The sequence below is a fragment of the Achromobacter aloeverae genome (genome assembly GCF_004121055.1).
Lineage (GTDB): Bacteria > Pseudomonadota > Gammaproteobacteria > Burkholderiales > Burkholderiaceae_B > Bordetella_C > Bordetella_C aloeverae.
The window spans coordinates 66,851-91,933 of the sequence record NZ_PYAL01000010.1; the positions used below are offsets into that span (position 1 = coordinate 66,851).

Annotated in this window: 22 protein-coding genes; 14 read left to right on the plus strand and 8 right to left on the minus strand. The window is 67.1% G+C overall.

The annotated features are described in order from the left end of the window. Positions 1-119: 119 nt before the first annotated feature. The gene (locus C7R54_RS27605) at positions 120-857 is read left to right on the plus strand and encodes an amino acid ABC transporter ATP-binding protein (protein WP_129154136.1); all 738 of its coding nucleotides are present in this window, start codon (positions 120-122) and stop codon (positions 855-857) included. Positions 858-1,130: 273 nt separating this feature from the next. Continuing rightward, positions 1,131-1,433, plus strand: a complete 303-nt coding sequence (locus C7R54_RS27610; protein ID WP_129154137.1) for a DUF4148 domain-containing protein — start codon at positions 1,131-1,133, stop codon at positions 1,431-1,433. 205 nt (positions 1,434-1,638) lie between these two features. Here the strand turns inward: C7R54_RS27610 and purU are convergent, their stop codons facing one another. The 5 genes from purU to C7R54_RS27635 form a co-directional block, all read right to left on the minus strand. After that, positions 1,639-2,493 carry a formyltetrahydrofolate deformylase gene (gene purU, locus C7R54_RS27615; protein WP_129154138.1) on the minus strand — a complete coding sequence of 285 codons (855 nt, stop codon included), beginning with the start codon at positions 2,491-2,493 and terminating at the stop codon, positions 1,639-1,641. Positions 2,494-2,512: 19 nt separating this feature from the next. Then, on the minus strand, positions 2,513-3,025 hold the full coding sequence (locus C7R54_RS27620) for a flavin reductase family protein (protein ID WP_129154139.1): 513 nt from the start codon (positions 3,023-3,025) through the stop codon (positions 2,513-2,515). A 49-nt stretch (positions 3,026-3,074) separates the two neighbouring features. Beyond that, positions 3,075-3,704 (minus strand): pyridoxamine 5'-phosphate oxidase, encoded by a 630-nt coding sequence (pdxH, locus tag C7R54_RS27625; protein WP_129154140.1) that lies wholly within the window; start codon positions 3,702-3,704, stop codon positions 3,075-3,077. Between the two features lie 137 nt (positions 3,705-3,841). Continuing rightward, complete coding sequence (locus tag C7R54_RS27630) at positions 3,842-4,492, minus strand: gamma-glutamylcyclotransferase (RefSeq protein WP_240039750.1); 651 nt, start codon at positions 4,490-4,492, stop codon at positions 3,842-3,844. Between the two features lie 35 nt (positions 4,493-4,527). Continuing rightward, positions 4,528-5,724: an MFS transporter gene (locus C7R54_RS27635; protein ID WP_377812924.1), complete on the minus strand. Its 1,197-nt coding sequence runs from the start codon at positions 5,722-5,724 to the stop codon at positions 4,528-4,530. Between the two features lie 312 nt (positions 5,725-6,036). Between C7R54_RS27635 and baeS the strand changes: the two genes are divergently transcribed. The 8 genes from baeS (at position 6,037) to C7R54_RS27675 (ending at position 14,035) form a co-directional block, all read left to right on the plus strand. Next, the gene (gene baeS / locus C7R54_RS27640) at positions 6,037-7,602 is read left to right on the plus strand and encodes a sensor histidine kinase efflux regulator BaeS (protein ID WP_129154142.1); all 1,566 of its coding nucleotides are present in this window, start codon (positions 6,037-6,039) and stop codon (positions 7,600-7,602) included. Continuing rightward, entirely contained in the window at positions 7,599-8,267 is a 669-nt protein-coding gene (locus C7R54_RS27645; protein ID WP_129154143.1) for a response regulator, read from the plus strand. The genes baeS and C7R54_RS27645 overlap by 4 nt, the downstream gene beginning before the upstream one ends. Positions 8,268-8,322: 55 nt before the next feature. Further along, complete coding sequence (locus C7R54_RS27650; RefSeq protein ID WP_129154144.1) at positions 8,323-9,171, plus strand: tRNA threonylcarbamoyladenosine dehydratase; 849 nt, start codon at positions 8,323-8,325, stop codon at positions 9,169-9,171. Positions 9,172-9,370: 199 nt separating this feature from the next. Beyond that, on the plus strand, positions 9,371-10,129 hold the full coding sequence (locus tag C7R54_RS27655; protein WP_129154145.1) for a class II aldolase/adducin family protein: 759 nt from the start codon (positions 9,371-9,373) through the stop codon (positions 10,127-10,129). 131 nt (positions 10,130-10,260) lie between these two features. Continuing rightward, a complete protein-coding gene (locus C7R54_RS27660; protein WP_129154146.1) occupies positions 10,261-11,250 on the plus strand; it encodes a Bug family tripartite tricarboxylate transporter substrate binding protein in 990 nt (329 codons plus the stop codon). Positions 11,251-11,279: 29 nt separating this feature from the next. Continuing rightward, positions 11,280-11,987: a GntR family transcriptional regulator gene (locus tag C7R54_RS27665; protein ID WP_129154147.1), complete on the plus strand. Its 708-nt coding sequence runs from the start codon at positions 11,280-11,282 to the stop codon at positions 11,985-11,987. Positions 11,988-12,068: 81 nt separating this feature from the next. Then, entirely contained in the window at positions 12,069-13,373 is a 1,305-nt protein-coding gene (locus tag C7R54_RS27670) for a UDP-N-acetylglucosamine 1-carboxyvinyltransferase (protein WP_129154148.1), read from the plus strand. Between the two features lie 5 nt (positions 13,374-13,378). Continuing rightward, positions 13,379-14,035 (plus strand): thiopurine S-methyltransferase, encoded by a 657-nt coding sequence (locus C7R54_RS27675; RefSeq protein WP_129154149.1) that lies wholly within the window; start codon positions 13,379-13,381, stop codon positions 14,033-14,035. Positions 14,036-14,046: 11 nt separating this feature from the next. On the opposite strand, the gene C7R54_RS27680 is transcribed toward C7R54_RS27675, so the two are convergent. Genes C7R54_RS27680 through uvrA form a run of 3 tightly spaced genes read right to left on the minus strand, consistent with a single transcriptional unit; the run spans position 14,047 to position 21,901 of the window. Next, a complete protein-coding gene (locus C7R54_RS27680; RefSeq protein WP_240039751.1) occupies positions 14,047-14,721 on the minus strand; it encodes an aminotransferase class IV family protein in 675 nt (224 codons plus the stop codon). A 45-nt stretch (positions 14,722-14,766) separates the two neighbouring features. After that, on the minus strand, positions 14,767-16,107 hold the full coding sequence (gene pabB, locus C7R54_RS27685) for an aminodeoxychorismate synthase component I (protein WP_240039752.1): 1,341 nt from the start codon (positions 16,105-16,107) through the stop codon (positions 14,767-14,769). A gap of 28 nt (positions 16,108-16,135) precedes the next feature. Then, positions 16,136-21,901, minus strand: coding sequence for an excinuclease ABC subunit UvrA (uvrA, locus tag C7R54_RS27695; RefSeq protein WP_129154150.1), 5,766 nt, complete (start codon positions 21,899-21,901; stop codon positions 16,136-16,138). A gap of 217 nt (positions 21,902-22,118) precedes the next feature. Here uvrA and C7R54_RS27700 point away from each other — a divergent pair, with 217 nt between their 5' ends. The 4 genes from C7R54_RS27700 to C7R54_RS29405 all read left to right on the plus strand — a co-directional run bounded on the left by C7R54_RS27700 (position 22,119) and on the right by C7R54_RS29405 (position 24,852). Continuing rightward, the gene (locus C7R54_RS27700; RefSeq protein ID WP_129154305.1) at positions 22,119-22,889 is read left to right on the plus strand and encodes an IclR family transcriptional regulator; all 771 of its coding nucleotides are present in this window, start codon (positions 22,119-22,121) and stop codon (positions 22,887-22,889) included. A 58-nt stretch (positions 22,890-22,947) separates the two neighbouring features. Next, positions 22,948-23,601, plus strand: coding sequence for a bifunctional 4-hydroxy-2-oxoglutarate aldolase/2-dehydro-3-deoxy-phosphogluconate aldolase (locus tag C7R54_RS27705; protein WP_129154151.1), 654 nt, complete (start codon positions 22,948-22,950; stop codon positions 23,599-23,601). Continuing rightward, positions 23,594-24,520 (plus strand): sugar kinase, encoded by a 927-nt coding sequence (locus tag C7R54_RS27710; RefSeq protein ID WP_129154152.1) that lies wholly within the window; start codon positions 23,594-23,596, stop codon positions 24,518-24,520. Before C7R54_RS27705 ends, C7R54_RS27710 begins: the two co-directional genes overlap by 8 nt. Before the next feature lie 203 nt (positions 24,521-24,723). Further along, positions 24,724-24,852, plus strand: a complete 129-nt coding sequence (locus C7R54_RS29405) for a hypothetical protein (RefSeq protein WP_255361982.1) — start codon at positions 24,724-24,726, stop codon at positions 24,850-24,852. Positions 24,853-25,083: the final 231 nt, after the last annotated feature.

The following is a 25,083-nucleotide window of genomic DNA, read 5'->3' on the forward strand; positions in this document are numbered from 1 at the left end:
CCGCAGGCCATCGTTGGTGTATTCCATGGTCTGCCTCATGGCGCCGCGGCTGTTCGCGGCCCCACGGCATCGCATGGCCATCCTCTCCATCGAGGCGGGCGTCCCCAAGGGTATAGGTAATGATAGAAATCAAGAAAGTCAGCAAGTGGTACGGCGATTTCCAGGTGCTCAACGACTGCACCACATCGGTCGCCAAGGGCGAGGTAGTGGTGGTCTGCGGGCCGTCCGGGTCGGGCAAGTCCACCCTGATCAAGACCGTTAACGCGCTGGAGCCGTTCCAGAAGGGCGAGATCGTCGTCGACGGGATTTCGGTGGGCGACCCGAAGACCAACCTGCCCAAGCTGCGCTCGCGCGTGGGGATGGTTTTCCAGCATTTCGAGCTGTTCCCGCATTTGACGGTGACGGAGAACCTGGCGCTGGCCCAGGTAAAGGTGCTGGGACGCGACAAGGACGAGGCGCGCGAGCGTGGCCTGATCCTGCTGGAGCGCGTGGGCCTGAGCGCGCACAAGGACAAGTTCCCCGGCCAGTTGTCCGGCGGGCAACAGCAACGGGTGGCGATCGCGCGGGCGCTGGCGATGGATCCGATCGCGATGCTGTTCGACGAGCCCACGTCGGCCCTGGACCCCGAGATGGTGAACGAGGTGCTGGATGTGATGGTGGACCTGGCGCGCGAGGGGATGACGATGATGGTGGTGACCCATGAGATGGGGTTCGCGCGCAAGGTGGCGAATCGCGTCGTTTTCATGGATGTTGGCGGACATATCGTCGAAGATAGCCCCAAGGAGGAATTCTTCGGCAATCCGGAGGCACGCTCGCCCCGGGCCCGGCAGTTCCTGTCCAAGATCCTGGTGCATTGAGCGGCATGGCGTCTCCTCCTGGAGAGCGGGACGCCCCTGTCGATACCGCGGCGCCCGGGGCCTGCCGTCACAAATTCCGATCCGAAGATGCCCTTATCGCCATGACAAGGAAGATCAACGGATTGCCATCAAATATGGAATAGTTATTTCGATAGACTAGGGTTTATCCCTAAGGTCGAGACGCGCAGAATTCAGTCCATCGGGAACAGCAACAGACCGCCCCGGAATCACCCGAACCGGTCTGGTCCCACGACAAGGACTAGGAGAACTGCCATGAAGACCATCGCCACCTCGCTGATTATTTCGTTCGCGCTGATCGGCGCTGCCCAAGCCGACAATGCGCCTTTCCCAGGCGTCTACGGCAAGACCTACAGTTCGACGAGCCGCGCGCAAGTCCAGGCCGAGCTGCAACAAGCCAAGCATGACGGCCTGGTGTCCCGCGGCGACATCGACAATGCCCCGTTCACCGCCCAAGCCGACTCCGACGTGTCGCGCGCCCAGGTCGCCGCCGAAGTGGCGCAGCAGCCCGGCGCGGTCGCGTTCGGCGACAGCGACAACGTGCCGTTCGGGGGCTGAAGGAGAAGCAGGATGTCGCGGCGCCCCCGTGCGCGCCGCGATGATGGTGAAGACGTCATGCGGCGGCTATACAGCGGCCGCGTGTGGAGTACCGGGAAGTAAGCAGTAGAAGTGAGCAGTTGAAGTAAGCAGTAGAAGTGAGCAGTACCCGGCCCCGCCTGCCCCCGCAGGCGGGGCCTTTTACCGTGCGGCTGCCCAGTTCGCCCTAGCGGAAGACGACCGTGCGGGCGCCGTTAAGCAGGATGCGGTGTTCGATGTGGCTGCGCACGGCGCGCGAAAGCACCAGCGATTCAACGTCGCTGCCGACCTGGGTGAGGTCTTGCGCGGTCATGGTGTGGTCGACGCGTTCGATGTCCTGCTCGATGATGGGGCCCTCGTCCAGGTCCGCCGTCACATAATGGGCCGTGGCGCCGATGATCTTGACGCCACGCTGGTGCGCCTGGTGGTAAGGCCGCGCGCCCTTGAAGCTGGGCAGGAAGCTGTGGTGGATGTTGATGGCCCGCCCGGACAGCGCCCGGCACATGTCCGATGACAGGATCTGCATGTAGCGCGCCAGGACCACGAGGTCCACGCCTTCGCGCGCCACCAGGTCGAGCACCTCGCGCTCCTGTTGCGCCTTGTTCTGGCCGCTGACCGGCAGGTGATGGAAGGGCACGCCGTAGGACGTCGCCAGGTCCGCATAGTCATTGTGGTTGGACACCACGGCCGCGATCTCCGCATGCAGCTGGCCGCTCTTGACCCGGAACAGAAGGTCGTTCAGGCAATGTCCCTGCTTGCTGACCATGATCAGCAGGCGCTGTTTGCGGCGCGCATCATGGATTTGCATGTCCATGCCGTAGTCCTGCGCCAGGGCGTCGAAGCGCGCCTGCAAGGCGTCGGCGCCGGTGGTCGCCGGCAGGTCGAAGTGCACGCGCAGGAAGAAGCGTCCGGTCTCCTCGTCGCCGAATTGCTGCGAATCCAGGATGTTGCAGCCCAGTTCGAACAACAGGCCGCTGACGCGGTAGACGATGCCGGTTCGGTCCGGGCAGGAAAGGGTCAGGATGTAGTCGTTATGCAGCATGGCAAGGAAAGAGTAAGCGTCAGCGGGTTTGTTCCGGCTGCGGTGTCAGGTCGAAGCCGCCCGCATGATAGACCAGCGGCAGGGCGCCGCTGTGTCCGCAATGTTCCACCTCGCCCACCATGATGACGTGGTCGCCTTCTTCATAGCGGCTGCGGTTGCGGCATTCGAACCAGGCGGCGCACTCGTCGCCCAGCATCAAGGTGCCGCCCGGCGCGCGCCGCGTCGGCACGCCCGCGTAGCGTTCGGGCGTGCTGCCGCGCGCGAAGCGCTTGGCCAGCGTAAGCTGGTCCGCGGACAGGACGTTGATGACGTAGTGTTGGCAGTGCTGCAACGCCGCCAGGGAAGACGAGTCGCGCGACAGGCTCCACAGGACCAGCGGCGGATTGAGCGAAACCGAATTGAAGGAGCTGACGGTCATGCCCACCGGTTGGCCATCTTCGGTCATGGCGGTGACCACGGTCACGCCGGTAGCGAAGCGGCCCAGGGCCGTGCGGAAATATGTGGAGTCGAAAGCGGGCGGAGAAGCGGGCATGCTGCGATAGGGCGCTGCGATAGGTGCGCAAGGGCGCGAGAATCCGGAATCAGGGCGAGATGCGGCTCAGTCGCCATTGCCTGGCATCGAGTTCATAGACCAGGCGGTCGTGCAGCCGCGAAGGCCGGCCCTGCCAGAATTCGAAGCGGGACGGCACCACGCGATAGCCGCCCCAATGCGGCGGCCGCGGCGGGTTTTCGCCATAGCGCTGCTCGAATTCGCGTGTGCTGGCTTCCAGGGCTTCGCGCGTGACCGGCTGGCTCTGGTGCGACGCCCAGGCGCCGATGCGCGAACCCAGCGGGCGGCTCTTGTAGTAGGCGTCCGATTCCTCGGGCGAGACTTTTTCGATGTGGCCCTCGATACGGATCTGCCGCTCCAGCGGCTGCCAGAAGAACAGCAGGCTGGCGCGCGGGTTCACGGCCAGGTCATGGCCCTTGCGCGATTCGTAATTGGTGTAGAACACGAAACCCCGTTCGTCCGCGCCCTTGACCAGCACGATGCGCGCCGACGGCTGGCCCGCGGCATCGACGGTGGCCAGGGTCATGGCGTTGGGTTCCGGGACTTCGGCGGCCAGCGCTTCGTCGAACCAGGCAGCGAATTGATCGAAGGGCGACGCGGCCGCCTGGGATTCCAGCAGCTCGTTCTTGTCGTAGGTCTGGCGCAGATCGGCAAGGCTCATGATGGCGGGCGCGGCGGCGGAAGCGCCGCGATGCAAAAGAAACCCGATCAGTGTAACGCCGTTGCCGTCCGGACGGCTTTGCGCTGGGTCAGGAGGGGGGACGCGCGTTACGCGGGTTACGCGCGCGTACGGCCGGCTCAGGATTCCGGCAGCGGTTCCGTTTCGGCTTCCAGCAGCCGCGCCAGGCGTTGCAGGCGTAGGTCGTGGATGCCGGCCTCCCGCAGCGCATGGGCGGTTTGCATGACGTAGTCGGTGCAGGGGCCGTACTTGCCGCTGGCGCGGCGCACGATCGCCACCACCTCCGCGTCCGGGAGGGCGGCGATATAGGCCGGGCTGGCGCGGTTCATGACAAATACCAGCGCGCGCACGGGGCCGTCGTCGGTGGCGCAGCGCAACCAGCGCGGCAGGTAGGAACCGGTGGACATTTCGCGCTGCCAGAGCGCCGTGAAGCGCTCGCGCACGGCCTGGCCATGCAGGCGGTAGACCATGCCCTGGCAGGAGCCGCCCCGGTCCAGGCCAAACGCCAGTCCGGGCGTTTCCGGGGTTCCCCGATTCACCCGGGACCACAGGCACAAGGCGCGGTGATGGCCGCGCAGCATGGCCTTGCGCCGTTCCAGGAAGTCGAACTCCGGCCGCCAGATCAGCGATCCGTACCCAAAAACCCAGACGTCTTCGCCTTCCCGCCAGTCACGCAGTGCCTCGTCCAGCGAGGCTTGCCGTTCGTCCGGCGTCCAGAGGCGGAAAGGAATGTCGGAGGGGCGGGGGCATGGCGTTGTCGCGGCGTTCACGCAAATTCACTTCAGGCGGGTTGCAAAAACGGGGTTCAGCGCTCCGCTTCCGTGGGCGGGTTGCGATTGAACCAACCGCCCGCCATCAAGGCGAGGGCGTAGGCCCAGAACAGTGGAGCTACCCCGATTACCGCACCGAGCGCGCCGAAGGTCAATGGGAGGGATACCTGGGAGCCGTTGATCAGGGCCATGCGCAGCCCCACGGTCTCGGCTGCGCGTCCCGGCGGCGAGTGCTGGTGCAGCAGGGCCAGGATGCTGGGCTGGCTGACCCCCAGGGCCAGGCCCAAGGCAAAGGAAAGTCCGATCAGGAAGACTACATCGGTGAACAGCGGGTAAATCATGAAATCCGCCGCTGCGGTGCCCATGGCCATCCGTATCAGGGTCCAGGAGGTCACGCGCCGCTGGATAAGGGGAAGAAGCAGGCGAATGACGAAAGTTGCCGCCGCGAACGAAGCCAGTATGATGCCGATCGTGGTGCCCGACAGCCCTATCGACACCCCGAAAATGGGGACAATGAAGAGGTGGCTGTCCCACGCGCCCGAGAGGATGGTGTTGACGAAGAGGATACGGCGCAACGCGGGCAGGGCGATCAGTTCCCGGATATTGCGCCGCGCGACATCCCCCGCCGCGCTGGGCCGCACGCTGCGCAATTGGTCGCGCATATGGTAGAGGCCCGCAGCGGCGCCGATGGGGCCCAGGGACAGCAGGGCGAAGGCGGCGTCGTTGCCCATATGGTCGATGGCGATGCCGCCGAACAGCGGGCCGCTGAAGCCGGACGCTCCCAGCGCCAGCGACATCCAGGAAAAGTTGCGCAGGCGGGTGCGATGCGGCGCCATCCCCAGGATGTTCTGGGTGGCGACCTGGTGCAGCATGAAACCGATGCCGATACAGCTGGATGCCAGCAGCAGGGTGACCTGGCTGGGCACCAGCGCGGGCGCCAGCGTGCCGCAGATGAGCAGCCCCGTGCCATAGGCCATGGGCCGGGCGATACCCACGTGATCCACCCATCTTCCGACTTTTACGGAGAAAAGCATGGGAAGTATGGCGAAAACCGCGATAAGCGCTCCGACCTTGAAGGTCGACATGCCCAGATGCAGCGCGCTCAGGGACACGGTGACGCGGCCGCCGGTGAGGGCCACGTGATTCAACATATTGATGATGCAAAGCAGCGCCGCCCCGGAAATGGCGGGCACTGCGGCTTCATCGGAGGGGGGAAGGGGAGTAACTGACACGGCGTTATTTGTTGCTATTTTGTGCCGTACTCCCGGCTATGTCGAGTTGCGGTGCAGCAAAAACCAGCGTATGCCGGGGGGCTTGGCGAGCGCATATCTCCCTTTGTCGCCTAACTTTTCCAAATCACCGCTAACCCGTCCCTATCTGCGCGTATTGACGGAGCGCACGTTTATGTTGCTTGTGTGCGGAATGAAAGCTAATGCGTAGATTTTATGAAACCCAACGCAAACTAGCGCCACAGGCCGCTCGCCATGGTTAACATTCGCTCGGCACAGGCCGATTCGGCCGCGGGACGCGCGTCTTTATCCGCCATGAAATTAGGCATCACCTTCAAACTTTTCCTGGCCATACTGGCTACCTGCCTGGCCGTCACCCTGGCGATGGGGGCGGCCGTGCGCTGGAACTTCGAGCGGCATTTCTTCTCCTACGTCAAGGAGCGCGAAGGCCGTCGCATCGAGCGTCTGCGCCAGACCCTGGCGGACGTGTATCGCGATGACGGCGATTGGGATGCCTTGCGCGGCAACGATTCACTGTGGAACCATTTGTTGACCCTGCCGCCGCCGGACGAAGGCATGCCGCCGCGCGCGTATCGCGGGCGTGGCCCCTTCGACCTGCCTCCGGACTTCGGCGGCTTCCTGTGGCCGCCCCACAGGCCGGGCCCGGGGCCGGGGCCGCGGACAGGAAGCCCCGGCGAGCGGGACGAGCCTCCCGGCGGCCCATTCGAGCCGGACGACGGCATGGACGGGCCGCCGCGCGGACACGATTTCCTGACGCCCCCCTTCACCTTGCTGGATGCGCAGTTGCGCGTCGTCGCGGGCGGCAATCCGCTGGCCAGCGCGCCGCGGCACGCGATCAACGTCAATGGCCTGACGGTGGGCTGGCTGGTCACGCCTTTTCCGGACCGCCTGCCCAACGAGTCGGACCAGCGCTTCCAGCGGGAGCAATCGGAAGCGACCTGGGTCATCGGCATCCTGTCTACCTTGCTGGCGGCGGTGGTCAGCATTCTGCTGGCGCGGGTCTTCCTGGCGCCGGTGCGGCGGCTGGCGCGCGCCACGCACAAGCTGTCGGCCGGCGATTACGCCACGCGGGTGAATGTCACCTCGGCCGACGAGCTGGGCCGGCTGGGCCAGGATTTCAACCGGCTGGCGCACGCGCTCGAACGTACGGAAGCCTCGCGGCGCGAGATGATGGCCGATATTTCTCACGAGTTGCGCACGCCGCTGGCGGTGCTGCGCGGCGAACTGGAGGCCTTGCAGGACGGCGTGCGGTCGTTCTCGCCGGCGGCGCTGGCGTCGCTGCAGTCGGAGGTCGGCCTGCTGAGCAAGCTGATCGACGACCTCTACGACCTGTCGCTGGCGGACGTGGGGGCGCTGTCGTATCGCATGGAACCGGTGGACATGGGTGAGATCGCCGCCATGGCCGCCGACGCTTTCCATGACCGCATGAGGGCGCGCGGCCTGTCCATCGAGGTCACGGTCGCAGAACCGGGCGCGACCATCGAGGGGGACCGGCAGCGCCTGATGCAATTGATGAATAACTTGCTGGAAAACGCCCTGCGCTATACCGATCCTGGCGGCCGCGTCCAGGTCGATGTGCGCACCGAAGGGCAGCAATTGGTGGTCGAGTGCCAGGATTCGGCGCCGGGCGTGCCGGCGCAGCACTTGCCGCGCCTGTTCGACCGGCTGTACCGTGTCGACGCCTCGCGCAGCCGCGAAAGCGGCGGCGCCGGGCTGGGTCTGGCGATCTGCCAACGCATCGTTGAATCACACCGCGGCACCATCAAGGCCATGCCTTCGCCCCTGGGCGGACTGGCCGTCCGTATCGAAATTCCCCTGGCCGAAGGGGCCGATCACATAGAACTCGCGGGAATCCCATGATCCTCATCGTAGAAGACGAACCCAAGCTGGCCTCCCTGGTCACCGATTATCTGCAGGCCGCGCATTTCGAGACCGAGCACATCGCCGATGGGCGCGAGGCGCTGGCGGCGATACGCGCCAGGAAGCCGGAACTGGTGTTGCTGGACCTGATGCTGCCTGGCCGCGACGGCCTGGAAATATGCCGCGAACTGCGCACCTTCAGCGATGTGCCCGTCATCATGCTGACGGCTCGGGTCGAGGAAATCGATCGCCTGATCGGGCTCGAAATGGGCGCCGACGACTACATCTGCAAGCCCTTCAGCCCGCGCGAGATGGTCGCGCGCGTCAAGGCCATCCTGCGCCGGGCGCGCGCCAAGAGCAGCGGTCTGCCCGCGCAGTCCCTGCTGGAGATCCGTCCCGAGCATCACTCGGCCAAGCTGGACGGACAGGTCCTGTCGTTGACGCCGGTGGAGTTCCGCCTGCTGCAGGCGCTGGCGGCGGCGGAGGGCAATATCCTGTCGCGCGAACACCTGCTCAATCACCTCTATGCCGACCACCGCGTGGTGACCGATCGCACGGTGGACAGCCACATCAAGAACCTGCGACGCAAATTCGACGCGGTGATGCCCGGGCACGACCTGATCCGCTCGATCTATGGCGTGGGGTACAAGCTCGAATTGAACTGAGGCGCGCGGGCCCGGGCATGTGGACCGGGCCGGGGCGTGAGAAAATCGCGCCATCATGACGACGGTTCTCCCTTCCTGCGATATCGACGCCGAACGGCGCTTCGGCGGCCTGGCCCGCCTTTACGGACCGCTGGCGCCGCAACGGCTGCGCGCCGCCCATGTGGCGGTGGCCGGTCTGGGCGGCGTCGGCTCCTGGACCGCCGAGGCGCTGGCGCGCTGCGGCATCGGCGCGTTGACGCTGATCGACCTGGACCATATCGCCGAATCCAACGTCAACCGCCAGATCCATGCGCTGACCGGTACGCTCGGGGCGGCCAAGATACAGGCCATGGCCGATCGCATCGCCGGCATCAATCCGGAATGCGTCGTGCATTGCGTGGATGACTTCGTCACCCCGGACAACGTGGGCCTGGTCCTGCCGGGACCCTACGCCATGATCATCGATTGCACCGACCAGGTCGCGGCCAAGATCGCGATGGTGCGCCATGCCCGCCACCTGGGCTGTCCACTGCTGGTCTGCGGCGGCGCCGGCGGCAAGACGGACCCGCTGGCGCTGCGCGCCGGCGACCTGTCGAGCGCGCTCAATGACGCCCTGCTGGCCAAGCTGCGCAACAAGCTGCGGCGCGAGCATGGCTATCCCAAGGCGGCGGACCAGGCCGGCAAGGTCCGCAAGCGCGTGCCCAAGATGCAGGTCGAGGCCCTGTGGTTCGACCAGCCGCCCATACTGCCGGCCGCCTGGATGCTGGCGCACGAGGCCGAGGACGACATGGGCGCCCAGGTGGCGGCGGGCCCGGCGCCCCAAGGCCTGTCCTGCGCCGGCTACGGGTCGGTGGTGACTGTTACGGCGGCCATGGGCATGGCGGCGGCGGACCGCGCGCTGCGGCGCATTCTGGCCCCGGCCTGATCCTTTCCTGTTTTTCCCACGCGCGGGCGCCTGAGGGCGCCCGCGTGGCTTTGGGCGATCCATTAACGGCCCGGGGGTATACCCCGATTGAGCGCCGGAAGCGGCCAAATCAGAATTCCAGTGTGTATACACGTCAGAATTCTGAATTTATACCCCGTTGCCGGCCCGTCGGCAGCGCACCGAGCCGAGGTCGATCCCGATGACTACCGCAACGCCCGCCTATCGCGTCAATGAGCTGACCCCCGACCCCAACGTTCATTTCGACGAGAAGATTGCCCAGTCCTACCTGAAGTACGCCGGCATGCTGGTATCGCGCGGCTATGTACAGAGTTCCCTGGGCGGCATGGTGATCCGCGTGCCGCATCCGGATTACCCCGACGGCGTGGCCTACGCCAAGCCGTCGGCCGTATCGCTGGAGGAGATGACGCTGGACGATCTGGTCATCACCGATATTCCCTGCGGGCGCATCCTGCATGGCGGCCGGCCGACGACGGTGGGGCACCAGATGAACCGGGAAATCCTGCGGCTGCGGCCCGACGTGAATTGCGTGATCCACCTGCATCACGACGAGACCATCGCCTTCCTGGCCGCCGGCTTCGAGGAGATACGCAGCACGTCGCTGACGTTTTCCTACCTGATGCAGAAGCCTGCCCATTACCTTCCGGCCAGCCTGAACGTCGAGGAGGATGTGGGGCCGATCAAGACGTTCATCGCCGACACCAACTGCATCATCATGCGCCGCCACGGTTTTACCGTCCTGGGCCGCAACGTATCGGAGTGCTATCACCGCACCAATGTGCTGGTCTCGGAGGTGAAGCGCAACATCATCGTCGAGACGCTGGCGGGCTTGCACAAGACGCGCCCGGAGTACCTGTCCAAGGAGGACATGGCGTGGATGTTCGCGCGCGGCGATGACGTCGTCTATCCCAGCGTGGTCGGCGGACAGAAGTCGTCCTGACGCGGCGTCGCCCTTACTCAAGGGCCAACTACCTCAAAGGCCAACTACCGGCCAACTGGCGGGCAACTACCGGCCAGCTATAGACCGACCACTGGCCGACCACCGGCCAACTATCGCAAGGAGTCTCCTCCATGTCCGTCATCGCTACGAAGTGGACCCGGCGCCTGTCCGCCGTCCTGCTTGCCTTGGGTCTCGCGGGCCTGGCCTGCGGAACCGCCGCGGCCGCCGACTGGCCCACGCGTCCCATCCGCCTGGTGGTGCCGTTTCCGCCTGGCGGCGGCACCGACCTGGTGGCCCGCGCGGTCGCCAAGTCCCTCGGCACGACGCTGGGCCAGCCGGTGGTCGTGGAGAACAAGCCCGGCGCCGGCGGAACGCTGGGGTCCCACGTGGTGGCGATGGCGCCGCCCGATGGCTATACCCTGGGCATCGCAACGTCCAGCACCCACGTGACGTCGGCCATCCTGATGAAGGACACCCCCTATAATCCGCTGACCAGTTTCGCGCCGGTGTCGGAGATCGGCAGCACGGGCTACGTGCTGGCGATCACGCCGAATTTTCCGGCGCCGGACATGAAGGCCTTCATCGCCTACCTGCGCCAGCATCCGGGGACGGTGGAATACGCGTCGGTCGGGCCGACCACGCTGGGTTACCTGATTACGAAAATGCTCGAGCTCGACCAGAAGGTGTCCATGACGCACGTGCCCTACAAGGGCGCGTCGCAGGCCTATACGGACTTGATGAGCGGCGTGGTCAAGGCCTTCTTCGACAACCCCGTGGCGTCCGCGGAGTACGTCAAGGCCGGCAAGCTGCGGGCCCTGGCCGTGACGCAGCGGACGGACCTGCTGCCCGATACGCCGTCGTTCGCGGAAGTGGGCATCCCCGGATTCGACGCGGTGTTCTGGTACGGCATCGTGGCGCCCGCGGGCACGCCGCCGGCTGTCGTCCAGAAGATCCAGGCGGGCGTGGCTCAATTCGCCGGCTCGGAGGAAGGCAAGGCCGTGTTGGGGCGGCTGGGCGTCGAGCCCATGGGCAGCACGCCCCAGGCATTCGCCAAGCAGATCGGCGACGATATCGCGACCTGGAAAGCCGTGGCCGACCGCGCGCATATCGTCGCGGACTAGTCATCGCAAACGAATCGTCGCAAAAAAGCATGCATGCCAGCGCCGCCCCTTCCGACAGCATCGTCGATCGCGCCTACGAGCGGATCAAGGTCATGGCGGTGTCCTACCGCTTCAAGCCGGGCGAGCGCATCAACGAACCGGCGCTGGCGCGACACCTGGGGATCAGCCGCACGCCGCTGCGCGAGGCCCTGCACCGCCTCAATACGGAAGGCCTGCTGACCTCGTCGCCGGGCAAGGGTTTCTTTTGCCGCGCGCTGGACGCGCGCGAGATCTATTCGCTGTATGAAATGCGCAAGATCCTGGAGACGGGCGCCGTGCGCCTGGCCGTGGCGCGTGCCAGCGACGCGGACATCGCCGAACTGGCCGATTTCCTGGAACGCGCCAAGCCCGGCTCCAGCAGCTTGTCCACGCCGGCGCTGGCCGAGCTGGACGAGGCCTTCCACCAGCGGGTGATGGCGCTGTCCGGCAATGCCGAGATGCAGCAGGTGTTGCGCAATATCAACGAGCGCATCCGCTTCGTGCGATGGATCGATATCGAACTCGCCGATCAGCGCCGCGGCGTGCCGCACGACCACGATGCCGTCATCGCCGCGCTGCGGTCGCGTGACGCCGATGCGTGCGCGACGGTGCTGGAAAAGCATATCGACCGGCGGCAGGAGCAGATCAGCGCGTATATCCGCGAAGCCTACGCGAAGATATACGTGCAGAGCACGGTCGCCTCGCCCCGAGGCGAGTAAACTGCTGCCACTCCCATCGGCCTCATGCCGGTACGCCGGCATGGCGGTCGTTCATACGCCTGTTTCATTTAGACACGTTCCATGTCCAATCTCATCGTCCACGGCGGCACGCCCCTACGCGGCCGCATTACGCCCTCGGCCAATAAGAACGCTGTACTACCCATCCTCTGCGCGACCCTGTTGACGTCCGAGCCCTTGCGACTGCACGGCGTGCCGGACATCACCGACGTACGCAAGATCCTGGAAATCTTCCGCACCCTGGGCAGCCAGGTTACGCTCGATCCCGCGACCCGCACGCTGGACCTGTGCCATCGCGATACGGTCTTCGACCCGGCGCATCATCACCTGCCCGAGGAAATGCGCTCGTCCATCATGCTGGTGCCGCCCTTGCTGGCGCGCTTCGGCGTCGCGCGCCTGGAAGACAACGTAAAAGGCTGCACGCTGGGCGTGCGCGAGATCGATCCGCACGTGGACGTGTTCCAGCGCTTCGGCGGCACCATCGAGCGGCAGGACGGTTCGCTGCTGGTGCGACGCGCGGGCAGCCTCAAGGCGACAGACCACTGGCTGGACTATGCCTCGGTCACCACGACGGAAAACTTCGTGCTGTGCGCGGTGGCGGCCGACGGGCTTTCCACGCTGAACAATGCCGCGTCGGAGCCGCATGTGCAGGAATTCTGCCGCTTCATGACGATGATGGGCGCGCATATCGAAGGCCTGGGCACGTCGCGTCTATCGGTGCGGGGCGGCAAGGCCTTGCGCGGCGGCGAGTTCCGCTTCGAGGAAGATTTCCACGAGATCACCACTTTCCTGGCGCTGGGCGCGATCACCGGCGGCGATGTGGTGGTGCGCAACAGCGTGCCCGGCAACTTCCCGCTGATCGACCGCACCTTCGCCAAGTTCGGCGTGCACATCTCGCACGAGGACGGCTGGTCGCGAGCTTCAGTGTCCGGGCCCCTGAAGGTGCAGGTGCCTTTCACCAGCAACGTGCTGACCAAGGTGGAAGCCGCGCCGTGGCCCTACGTGCCGGTGGACCTGCTGCCGATCTTCATCGCGCTGGGCGTGCGCGCGCAGGGCAATGCCATGTTCTGGAACAAGGTCTATGACGGCGCGCTGGGCTGGACCACGGAACTGTCCAAATTCGGCGCCCACGTGTTCCTTTCCGACCCGCATCGCCTGATTACCTTCGGCGGCGGGGCGCCCATGGGGCCGGCGGTGGTGGAAAGTCCCTACATCATTCGCGTGGCCATCGCGCTGTTCATGGTGGCGGCGAGCATCGAAGGCCGTTCGGAAATTCGCAACGCGACGCCCATCCGGCGCGCGCACCCGCATTTTGTCGAGAACCTGCGCAGCCTGGGCGTGCAGGTGGAATGGACGGCGGAGGAATAGCTTACATGGAAGCGCAATTCTGGCTCGATCGCTGGCGCGAAGGCATCACGGGGTTTCATCAGGAACGTGTCACGCCCTTGCTGGCCAAGTATTGGCCGGGGCTGGGCGTGCCGTCCGGCGGCCGCGTGCTGGTGCCGCTGTGCGGCAAGACGCTGGACATGGCGTGGCTGGCGCAGCAGGGATATTCCGTGCTGGGGGTGGAGCTGTCGCCCCTGGCGGTCGAGCAGTTCTTCACGGGGAACGGCCTGACGCCCAGCGTGCGGGCCACCGCGGCAGGCGACCTGTACAGCGCCGGCAATATCGAGATCCTGTGCGGCGACATCTTCGCGCTGGATGCGCAGGCCTTGGCCGGCTGCGCGGGCGTGTACGACCGCGCGGCGTTGATCGCCCTGCCGCCGGAGATGCGCAAGCGGTATGCAGCGCACGTCTATGCGAGCCTGCCCACGGGCGCGCGCGGCCTGTTGATCACGCTGGATTATGAGCAGGACCAGATGCCCGGGCCGCCGTTCTCGGTCGGCGACGCCGAGGTGCAGGCCTTGTATGAAGGCCATACGCAAGTGCGGCAGCTGGATCGCCGCGCCATGCTGGACAAGGAACCGAAGTTCGCCGAGCGCGGGCTGACCTGGCTGGATACGCTGGTCTACGCGCTGGAAAAACGCTGAACGCTTGCCCCCTAGCCGGCGTCGCCGTTGTCGGCCGGGGGCGTGCGCACCCATTCCACGTCGAACCAGCCGCGCAAGGCGTTGGACAGGCGGATGCCGCGCGCGCGCGGGAAATCGTCCTCGTAGAGCAGGCGCTCCTCGACCCATCCCCCTTCCAGCAGTTCCGCGCGCTGCACGCCGGGCAGGCAACCGCAGTCGATGGGCGGCGTGAACCACTTTCCGCCCAGTTGCAGGTAGACATTGCTGCGGCTGCCTTCGCACAACTCGCCCCGCTCATTGCACAACAGGACATCGAAGAAAGCCGGGTGCTCGGCCAGCCAGGCGGTGGGCGCGTCGTACCAGTGCCGCCGCGTGGTCTTGTAGCGCAGCAGGGGTTCCCGCGAATCGAGGCGCGTGGGCCACAGGCGCACCGCGGGCAAGGGCGGCAGGTCGGGCAGCGGCGTGGCCCGCACCGTGGCCTGGCCGTCGGCATCGACCAGCAGGCGCACCCGTTGCGCGCCGGGCGTGCGCGATTTGCCGGCGGCGGTCAGAACTTGTTCGCGCAAGGCCTCGCCATGGAAGGGGCGGTCCAGCGCGGCGCATGACACCTGCAGGCGGCCCAGGTGCCGGTCCAGCAGCAGGATGCGGCCATCGGGTTCGACGCGCATGGTTTCTATGAGAGAAGGCTGGCTATCGGTCATCGTCATGAAGTCCTTGTGTTGCAGTCCGGCGGTCCGGCAGTCCCTCGCCTGTCAATGCGCCAGGATACGCGCCTTCCACAAACACTCCTGCCATTCCGCCTCGGGCTCGGAATCGAAGACGATGCCGCCGCCCGCGCCATAGACGCCGTGGCCGTCGGCGTCCAGCACCAGCGTGCGGATGGCGACGTTCAGGGAGAAATCGCCGTCCGGCGCCAGCCACCCTATGCTGCCGCAATATAGCCCGCGTGGGGCCGTTTCCGCGCGGCGGATCTGGCGCATGGCGGCGATCTTGGGCGCGCCGGTTACCGACCCGCAGGGAAACAGGGCGGCCAGCACGTCGCCCAACGCGGCGTGCGGGGCCTGCGCGCTGATGGTCGATGTCATGGTCCAGACGGTGGGGTAGCGTTCGAGCGTGAACAGGGCGTCCACCTTGACCGATCCTGGTTCGGCCAGGCGGCCAAGGTCGTTGCGCAGCAAGTCGACGATCATCAGGTTCTCGGCCCGGTTCTTGGCGCTGGCATGCAGGTCGCGGCCCAGCGCTTCGTCGCGCTCCGGATCGGGGTCGCGCGGCGCCGTGCCCTTCATCGGCCGGGCGGTGAGCGTGGCGCCATGGCGGGCCACGAACAGTTCAGGAGAAAAAGAAAGAATGCTCTGGGTCCCGTCCTCGATATAGGCGGCGTGCGCGACGGGGTTGGCGGCCGCGATGCGCGCATAGAGCTCGCGCGGGTCGCCCTGCACGCGCAGGTCAACGGGCTGGGTGTAATTGACCTGGTAGTAGTCGCCGCGGCCGATGCCGGCGCGTATGGCGTCGACCTGCGCCAGGTATTCCGCGTGCGGGGTGCGCGGTCGCACATCCGTGATGCGGCTGCCGGCGTCGGCCGGCGTGGGCCACGGCTGGCCCCGCACGACCCCGTCGAAGACCAGCGCCCGCAGGCGCGGGCGCGGGCGTGAAGGCCCCGGCTTCGTACCGGGTCCACAAGCCGCTCCGCCTGCCGATGCCGACGTCGCCTCCGCGCAAGCTGGCCGGTCATCCTGGGAGTCCGGCGCGATTGCCCTATTGGCGCCCGTCATGGCGGCCATGGCTTGTACGCCGCCGGCCCCACTGCGCCCGGCGGCCCGCCCTATGGCGCTGCGGCCCGGCGTATCGGCGCGGGAAGGCTGGCCATCGGCCTGGGCCTGGGCTTGGGCCTGGTTGGCGACGACCTCGGGCAGCAGCCACTCACCCAACTCGAAATCCAGCATTAGGGCCACCCAATGCCCGTCGCGCCGGGCGGTCTCGACGGCCGCAAGCGCCGCCGGCAGCTCCTGGGGCGTGCGGGCGTCGATGCGCCGGCGGAAACCCACCAGCTCCAGTGCCTGGCCTGCCAGGCGGTCTTCAAAACGGCAATACATGACGGTGTCGAAACGGCAGCACGGTCATCTATTGTCGCAGGAACTCCGCCAGCACCCGGCCCGTATGCGACGTTTCGCGCAGGGCCATGACATCTTCCGGCGTGCCCTGGGCCACCAGCTGGCCGCCGCCGCTGCCGCCTTCCGGCCCCATGTCCAGCAGCCAGTCGGCTTCGGCGATCACGTCCAGGTTGTGTTCGATGACCACCACGGTGTTGCCGGCCTCGACCAGGCGGTGCAGCACATGGATGAGCTTCTCCACGTCAGCCATGGACAGCCCCACCGTCGGCTCGTCCAGCACGTACAGCGTGTGCGGGATGCGCGACGCGCGGCCGGTGGTGATGACACCGTCGGTCAGCCTGGCCTTGGACAACTCGGCCACCAGCTTGATGCGCTGCGCCTCGCCGCCGGACAGGGTGGGCGAGGGCTGGCCCAGCGTCAGGTAGCCCAGGCCGACGTCCTGCATCAGCTGCAAGGGGCGGCGGACCTTGGGATGGGCGGCGAAGTATTCCAGCGCATCGTCGACCTCCATGGACAGGACCTCGCCGGCATGCTTGCCGCGCATTTGCACCGACAGCGTGTCGACGTTGAAGCGCGCGCCGTTGCAGGCATCGCAGGGCACCTTCACGTCCGGCAGGAAGTTCATTTCGATGGTGCGCATGCCCTGGCCTTCGCAGATGGGGCAGCGGCCGTCGCCGGTATTGAACGAAAAGCGGGCCGCCGTCCAGCCGCGCATGCGCGCTTCCTTCGTTTCGGCGAACTGCTTGCGCACGTCGTCCCAGAAGCCGATATAGGTGCCGGGGCAGGAGCGCGGCGTCTTGCCGATGGGCGTCTGGTCCACCTCGAGCACGCGGTCCAGGGCTTCCCAGCCGTTGATGCCCGTGCAGCCGTGCCACTTGGGCGCCGCGCCCTGCGAGACCGCCTGCAACAGGTTGTCCAGCAGCACTTCGCGCGCCAGCGTCGACTTGCCCGAACCCGACACTCCCGTGACCACGCTCAGGCGGCCGATGGGGAAGCGTGCGTTGACATTGCGCAGGTTGTGCAGATGGGCGTTGCGCACCTCGACGAAGGCCGTGTCCTTGTCGACCGCGCGGCGTCCCTGCAAGGGGTGCTGTAGCGGTTGCGCGAGGTAGCGGCCGGTCACCGACCTCTCGTTTTTCATCAGGTCGTCCGCTGTGCCCTGCGCCACCACCTGCCCGCCGCGCACGCCGGCCCCGGGACCGATGTCGATGATGTGGGCGGCGCGCCGGATGGTGTCGTCGTCATGCTCGACCACCACCAGGGTATTGCCGTTGCCTTCCAGGCGGCCCAGCGCGTCCAGCAGGATGCGGTTGTCGCGCGGGTGCAGGCCGATGGTGGGCTCGTCCAGGATGTAGCACACGCCCTGCATGTTCGAACCCAGTTGCGCGGCCAGGCGGATGCGCTGCGCTTCGCCGCCGGACAGCGTGGGCGCCGCGCGGTCCAGCGCCAGGTAATCGAGGCCGACCTCCTTCATGAAGTTCAGGCGGCTGCGGATTTCCGCCAGGATATCGCGGGCGATCTCCGCTTCGCGGCCGCGCACCACCAGGCCGGTGAAGAAAGTATGCGCGTCGTTCACGGACATCGCGGCCAGTTCGGCGATGGACCGGTCACGCCAGCGCACGTGCAGGGCCACGCGGTTCAGGCGTTGGCCGTGGCACGTGGGGCAGACCACGGCTTCGCCCGCATAGCGTTCGCTCCAGCCCGCTTCCTCGCCGGTCTGTTCCTCGTCGAACTCGGGCATGACCACCCCCGCGCCGAAGCAGGTGGGACACCAGCCATGCTTGGAGTTGTAGGAGAACATGCGCGGATCCAGCTCGGGAAAGCTGACGCCGCTGATCGGGCAGGTGCGCTTGGTGGAAAAGTGCGCCTGCTCCAGCACGGTGTCGGGGTTCTCGCGCAAGGCGTCCAGCGGCCACAGGACGCTGAGGGCGCCCTGGCCGTAGTCCAGGGCGCTGCGCACGGCTTCGCGCAAGGGGGCCTCGTTGGCGGGATCGACCAGGACGTCGGCCACCGGCAGCTCGATGGTGTGTTCCTTGTAGCGATCCAGGCGCGGCCACGGGCTGACCGGCGTGAAGACGCCGTCCACCCGCAAGTGCGTATGGCCCTTGCCGCCGGCCCACTTCGCCAGGTCGGTGTAATAGCCCTTGCGCGCGGTCACCAGGGGCGCCAGCACGCCGATGCGCTGGCCGCTGCGTTCGCGCAGGATGCGCGCGACGATCTGGTCGGGCGTCTGGGGTTCGACCGGCACGTTGTAGTCAGGCGAATACTGCACGCCCAGCTTGACGTACAGCAGGCGCAGGAAGTGGTGGATCTCCGTCATCGTGGCGACGGTGGACTTCAGGCCGCCGCGGCTCGTGCGCTGGGCGATGGCAACCGTCGGCGGGATACCGAAGATGGCGTCCACGTCGGGCTTGCCGGCCGGTTGCACGATGGCGCGCGCATAGGCGTTGAGCGACTCCAGATAGCGCCGCTGGCCTTCGTTGAACAGGATGTCGAAGGCCAGGGTGGACTTGCCGGAACCCGACACGCCGGTGATCACGGTGAACTTGTCGCGTGGGATCTCCACGCTGATGTTCTTCAGGTTGTGTTCGCGCGCGTTGCGGATTTCGATCGACAGCGGCGCCTGGCGGCGCAGCGCGGCCTGCAAGGGCGTGCCGTCGCCATTGGCGTCGCTGTCGGCATTGCTCTTGGCATATTCGGCGGTAGGCGCTTCTTCCGCCAGCTCCAGCGCGTCGACGCGCGCCGTTGCCGACTCCGCCGGCAGGATGGCGTGTTCGTATTCGCGCAGCGCGGCGCCCGTGTGCGACGCGGGGTTGTCCATCAGGTCGCGCGGCGTGCCGGTGCCCACCAGCAGGCCGCCGGCGTCGCCGCCCTCGGGGCCGAGGTCCAGCAGCCAGTCGGCGGCGCGGATCACGTCCAGGTTGTGCTCGATGACCAGCAGGGTATGGCCCGCCGCCAGCAGCTTGCGGAAGGCGCGCATCAGGCGCGCGACGTCGTCGAAGTGCAGGCCGGTGGTCGGTTCGTCGAAAAGGAAAAGGCTGCCCTTCTTGGCGACCTTGGCGGTGGAAATACCGCTGCGGGCCGCCTCGGCCAGGTGGCCGGCCAGTTTCAGGCGCTGCGCCTCGCCGCCCGAGAGCGTAGGCACCGGTTGTCCCAGGCGCACGTATTCCAGGCCCACGTCGGCCAGCGGCGCCAGGCCGGTCTGGACATCGCGCAGGCCCTTGAAGAAATCCAGGGCCTCGCTCACCGTCATTTCCAGCACTTCGTCGATGGACGCGCTCTTGCCCAGGTGCTCGACGCGAACTTGCAGCACTTCCGGGCGGAAGCGCTTGCCGTCGCAGTCCGGGCAGCGCAGGTAGACGTCGGACAGGAACTGCATCTCGACGTGCTCGAAGCCGGTGCCGCCGCAAACCGGGCAGCGGCCGTCGCCGCTGTTGAAGCTGAAGGTGCCCGCCGTATAGGCGCGTTCCTTCGACAGCGGCGCCTGGGCGAAGAGCTTACGGATGGCGTCGAAGGCGCCGACATAGCTGGCCGGGTTGGACCGGGCGGTCTTGCCGATCTGGGTCTGGTCCACCAGCACCACGTCGGCGATCTGCTCCGCGCCCAGCAGGCGTCCGAACGCGCCGGGCGCTTCGGACGGCTTGCCCTTGAGCTTGAGCAGGGCGGGATACAACACGTCCTGCACCAGCGTCGATTTGCCCGAACCGGAGACGCCGGTGACGCACACCAGGCGGCCCAGCGGAATTTCCACCGAGACATTCTTCAGGTTGTGGGCATTCACGCCTTCCAGCAGCAGGCGCGGCGTGTTGGCCGCCACGGGCATGGGACGGGGCGCTTCCACGCGCAGGCGGCCGCCCAGGTAGTCGCCGGTCAGCGTGCGCGCGGCGCGCAACTGCGCCGGCGTGCCGTCGAAGACGATGCTGCCGCCGCGTTCGCCAGGGCCGGGGCCGATGTCGATGATGCGGTCGGCCGCCACCATGACTTGCGGGTCATGTTCGACCACGACCAGCGTATTGCCCGCGTCGCGCAGCCGGTGCATGACCTCCACCACGCGATGCATGTCGCGCGGGTGCAGGCCGATGGACGGTTCGTCCAGGACGAACAGCGTGTTGACCAGCGACGTGCCCAGCGCGGTGGTGAGATTGATCCGCTGCACTTCGCCGCCGGACAGCGTGCGGCTCTGCCGGTCCAGGGTCAGGTAGCCCAGGCCGACGTCGCAGAGGAATTTCAGGCGCGCGCGCACCTCCGTCAGCAACAGGTCGGTGGCGGCGTCCAGCACGCCGTGGTAGCGCAGGCTGTCGAAGAAAACGCGCACGCGCTCGATGGGCAGCAGCATGACGTCGTGGATGGACAGGCCGTCCAGCAGGTACAGCAGTTCGTCGGACCAGTTGGCCTGGACCGGCTTGAAGCGGCGATAGCGGCCGTCTTCCGACGGCATGACGGCATCGGCTTCTTCCTTGGTGCCGACGCGCCAAAGCAGGGCGTCGGGCTTCAGGCGCGAGCCATGGCAGGTGGGGCAGGGCGTGTAGCTGCGGTATTTCGACAGCAACACGCGCACGTGCATCTTGTAGGCCTTGGTTTCGAGCCAGGCGAAGAAGCGCTGCACGCCGTACCACTGGTGCTTCCAGGCCTGGCTGCCGCCCTTGAAGTCGGGGTCGCCGTGCAGTACCCAGTCCTGTTGCTGCGGCGTCAGGCTCTTCCACGGCACGGACAGGGGGACGCCCGCGCGCGGCGCGTACTTCTGCAGGTCGTCCTGGCATTCCTTGTAGCTGGCCGTCTGCCAGGGCTTGATGGCGCCTTCCAGCAGGGTCTTGTTCTCGTCGGGAATGACCAGGCCGAAGTCGATGCCGATGACGCGGCCGAAGCCGCGGCAGGCTTCGCACGCCCCCAGCGGCGAGTTGAACGAGAACGAGCTGGGCAGCGGGTCGGCGTATTCGATGTCGCAATCGGCGCAATGCAGGCGATCGCTGTACTTCCAGACCTGGGCGTCCCGGCCTTCGTCATCCAGCACGTGCACGGCCAGGTGGCCGGCGCCCATGCGCAGCGCCGTATCCAGTGCTTCCATCACGCGGTCGGTTTCGGCGCCGGCGTAGCGGAAGCGGTCCTGCACCACGTGCAGCACGCGCTGCGCCACGGCGGCGTCCTTGTCGTCCCTGGTTTTCTTCGATCCCTTGGCAGCCCTGGCGGGCTTGGATTCGGCCGCCCCGGAGGCCGGCTCGCCTTCCTGGGCGTGGACGCGGGTATAGCCCTGCTGGTCCAGGAAGCCGCGGACCTCGTCCTCGGTGAAATTCGCCGGCACCTTGATCGGGAACGTCACGACCAGGCGCGGGTCGCCCGCGTCGGCGCTGCGTTCGGCGAGCGACTGGCGTATGGAGTCGGGGGTGTCGCGCCGCACCAGCCGGCCACAGCCGCGGCAGAACAGCCGGGCGCCGCGCGCGAACAGCAGCTTGAGGTGGTCATTGAGCTCCGTCATCGTGCCGACGGTGCTGCGCGAGCTGCGCACGGGATTGGTCTGGTCGATGGCGATGGCGGGAAGAATGCCTTCGATCCGGTCGACCTGGGGCTTGTCCATGCGGTCCAGGAACTGGCGCGCATAGGGGGAAAAGGTTTCGACGTAGCGTCGCTGCCCTTCGGCATAGAGCGTGTCGAAGGCCAGGGAGCTTTTGCCCGAGCCCGAGACGCCGGTGACGACGACCAGTTCGCCGGTGGCGAACGTTACGTCCAGGTTCTTCAGGTTGTTCTGGCGTGCGCCAACGATGCGAATTTCGGATGTCATCCTGTAATCGTAGCCTGTGCGTCAAGAGGGGGCGGCCGCGTCGGGGTCGGCGGCGTGGGTATTGGGACCGTCGCCATATAGCGGCGTATCGCGGGTTTGAGGCGGCTAGCATAGCTGTGGAATAATCCGACTATATTGTGGAAATGATGACCATATTGTGGACACGCACGATCCGGCCAGGCCGGGCGTCGCCGGAACGGCGGCCTTCTCCAAATTCATGACCGTGCTGCAGGCGGTGGCCGATGCCGCCGCCGCGCCGTCCATGGCCGACCTGGTCCGCCTGAGCGGCTATCCGCGCCCCACGGTGTATCGCATCGTCGCCGCGCTGGTGGAGCAGGGCATGCTGGCCGAGGCGTCCGTCGCGGCCGGCGTGCCCGGCCGCTATCGCCTGGGACCGCGCCTGATCCAGCTCGCCAGCCGCGCGTGGTCGCAACTGGACCTGCGCAGCGCACTGGCGGAGGATTTGCGGGCGCTGCGCGACGAAACCGGCGAAACGGTGCACCTGTCCGTGCCGGCCGGCCAGGAGATGATCTACATCGACAAGCTGGAAAGCCAGGGGCCCGTGCGCATGGCGTCGCGGGTGGGCGGCCGCCTGGCCCTGCACTGCAGCGCCGCGGGCAAGGCCTACATGGCGGCGCTGCCGCTCGCCACCAGCGATGCCCTGGTGGACGCGCTGGTGCTGGCGCCCTGCATGCCGAACACGATTACCCGTCCGCAGGACCTGCGCGCGGAACTCGCGCGCGTGCGCGAGCAGGGCTACGCGGTGGACAACGAGGAAAACGAGCGCGGCATCGTGTGCTACGGCGTCGCCATTGCCGGGCCCGACGGCAGGCCGCTGGCCTGTGTCAGCGTCAGTACGCTCGGCTATCGCCAGCAAGGCGTGCCGCCTGCTCGGTATGTGGCGCCGCTGCTGCGCCTGCGTGACATGGCGCGCAGGCGGCTGGCGCTGCCGCTGGGCACGGATGCCATGGCGCCGGCGCCCTCCTGATCATGCAGGCAACCTGGCCGCCGCGGCGGCCCTTACCCTTACCTACCTCCGAGGATTTATGAGCGACGCCTCCCTGGATATCCGCAAACGCAAACTGGCGACGCTGCTGGCCGCCCGTGTCGTGCCCGTGCTGCGCTATGGCGACGCCGCCACCGCCGCGTATGCGGCCGAAGTGGCGATCGCCGCGGGCTGCACCACGCTGGAACTGACCTGGACCATACCCGGCGTCGTCGACCTGGTGCGCGCACTGCGAGACAAGCACGGCGAAACGCTGCTGCTGGGCCTGGGGACGGTGCTGGAAGAGCGCCAGGCCCACGACGCGCTGGTGGCCGGCGTCGACTTCCTGGTGTCGCCGGCCGTGTTGCCCGAGCTGGTGCCCCTGGCCCACGCCGCCGGCGCTTTGTGCCTGCCGGGCGCCTTCACGCCGACCGAAGTGCTGCGGGCCCGCCAGGCGGGGGCCGACGTGGTCAAGGTCTTTCCGGCCGAGACGGGCGGCCCGGGCCATTTGGCCGCCTTGAAGTCGGTCTTTCCCGATACCGTGTTTTGCCCCACCGGCGGCGTGACCGCGCAGAACATGGGGGCCTATTTCAAGGCCGGCGCCGGCCTGGTCGGCATCGGCGGCAATCTGTACGACAAGGCGGCCTTCGAGGCGCGCGACACGGCGGCGCTGGTGGCGCAGATCCAGCGCACGCGCGGGGCGGCTCATGGCTGATTTCGATATCGTGGCGCTGGGCGAACCCTTGCTGGAGTTCAACCAGACGCGCCCCGGCGTACCGGAGTTCCTGCAGGGCTATGGCGGCGATACCTCCAATGCCGTGATCGCGGCCTCGCGCCAGGGCGCGCGCTGTGCGTACCTGACGCGGGTCGGCGCCGATGCCTTCGGCGAGCAGTTGCTGGCGCTGTGGCGCGCGGAAGGCGTCGACACCGGTGGCGTGCTGGTCGACGCCCAGGCGCATACCGGCCTGTACTTCGTCCAGCACGGTCCGCAGGGACATGTCTTCAGCTATATGCGGCGCGATTCCGCCGCCAGCCGCATGCAGCCCGGCGACCTCGCGCATGGCCTGGTGCAGCGGGCGCGCTTCCTGCATGTGTCCGGGATCAGCATGGCCATCAGCGCCAGCGCGTGCGATACGGTGTTTGCCGCGATCGGGCTGGCCCGCGCTGCCGGCGTCCAGGTCTGCCTGGATTCCAACCTGCGGCTGCGCCTGTGGCCCGTGGATCGGGCACGCGCCATCCTGCGCGAGGCCATCGGGTTGACCGATGTGTTCCTGCCCAGCATGGACGACATGCAGCATCTCACCGGGCATGAGGATCCGTCGCGCACGCTGGACTGGATACGCGATGCCGGCGCGCGCGGGGTCGTGGTGCTGAAGCTGGGGAAGTCGGGCGCGGTGCTGGACGACGGCGAGCATCGCCGGGCCATCGTCGGCCTGCGGGTCGCGTCGGTGGACGCCACGGGCGCGGGCGACTGCTTCGCCGGCAGTCTGCTGGCGCGCCGCGCGCAAGGGGATGCATGGGCCGACGCGGTGCGCTACGCCAACGCGGCGGCGGCGCTGTCCACGCAGGGCTATGGCGCCGTCCAACCGCTGCCCAGGCCGGAGGATGTGCGGGCCTTGTTGGCGCGGGCCTAGGGTTCGGGGGCTTGTGGCCACGCTGAAACGGGGACGGGTATCGCTGAGCAGCACGCCGAAATTCCGGGTAGAATGCCGGGTTTTCCTAAGTTGCCGCCAGCCTGGGTTCCTCCAGTCGTTGCGCGGGCCTTTTCCGCACTTCAATGTGCTCGCTAACCTTTTGATGTGTCCGTCAGTGGACCATCGCTGATCGGAGAATCGTCATGGCTGAACGCAAACGCACCCGCCGCAACACCCTGGAACGCCGCTGCCTGGGCAAGGCCTTCAAGCGCCTGTTCGTGAACTCGCCCAAGGGCGTGTTCAAGATGCTGGAAAAGATTAAGCGGGTGTAATAGACCCCCCCCCCCTACCGCGCGGAGCGCGGCCCCCCCAGGGGGGCGACACCAGCGGACCGGAAGGAAAGACCCACCCCAGCGCGCTGCGCGCGCGCCCCTCAAGGGGCGGCACTGGCGGACCGGGGGACCCGGATCCGCTGTGCCCCCGGTGGGGGAATTCTTCAGGTGCGTTTGGTGGTTTTGGCGTGCTTGTGCTCGAAAAAGGCCCTTTCGGGCCTTTTTGCTTTT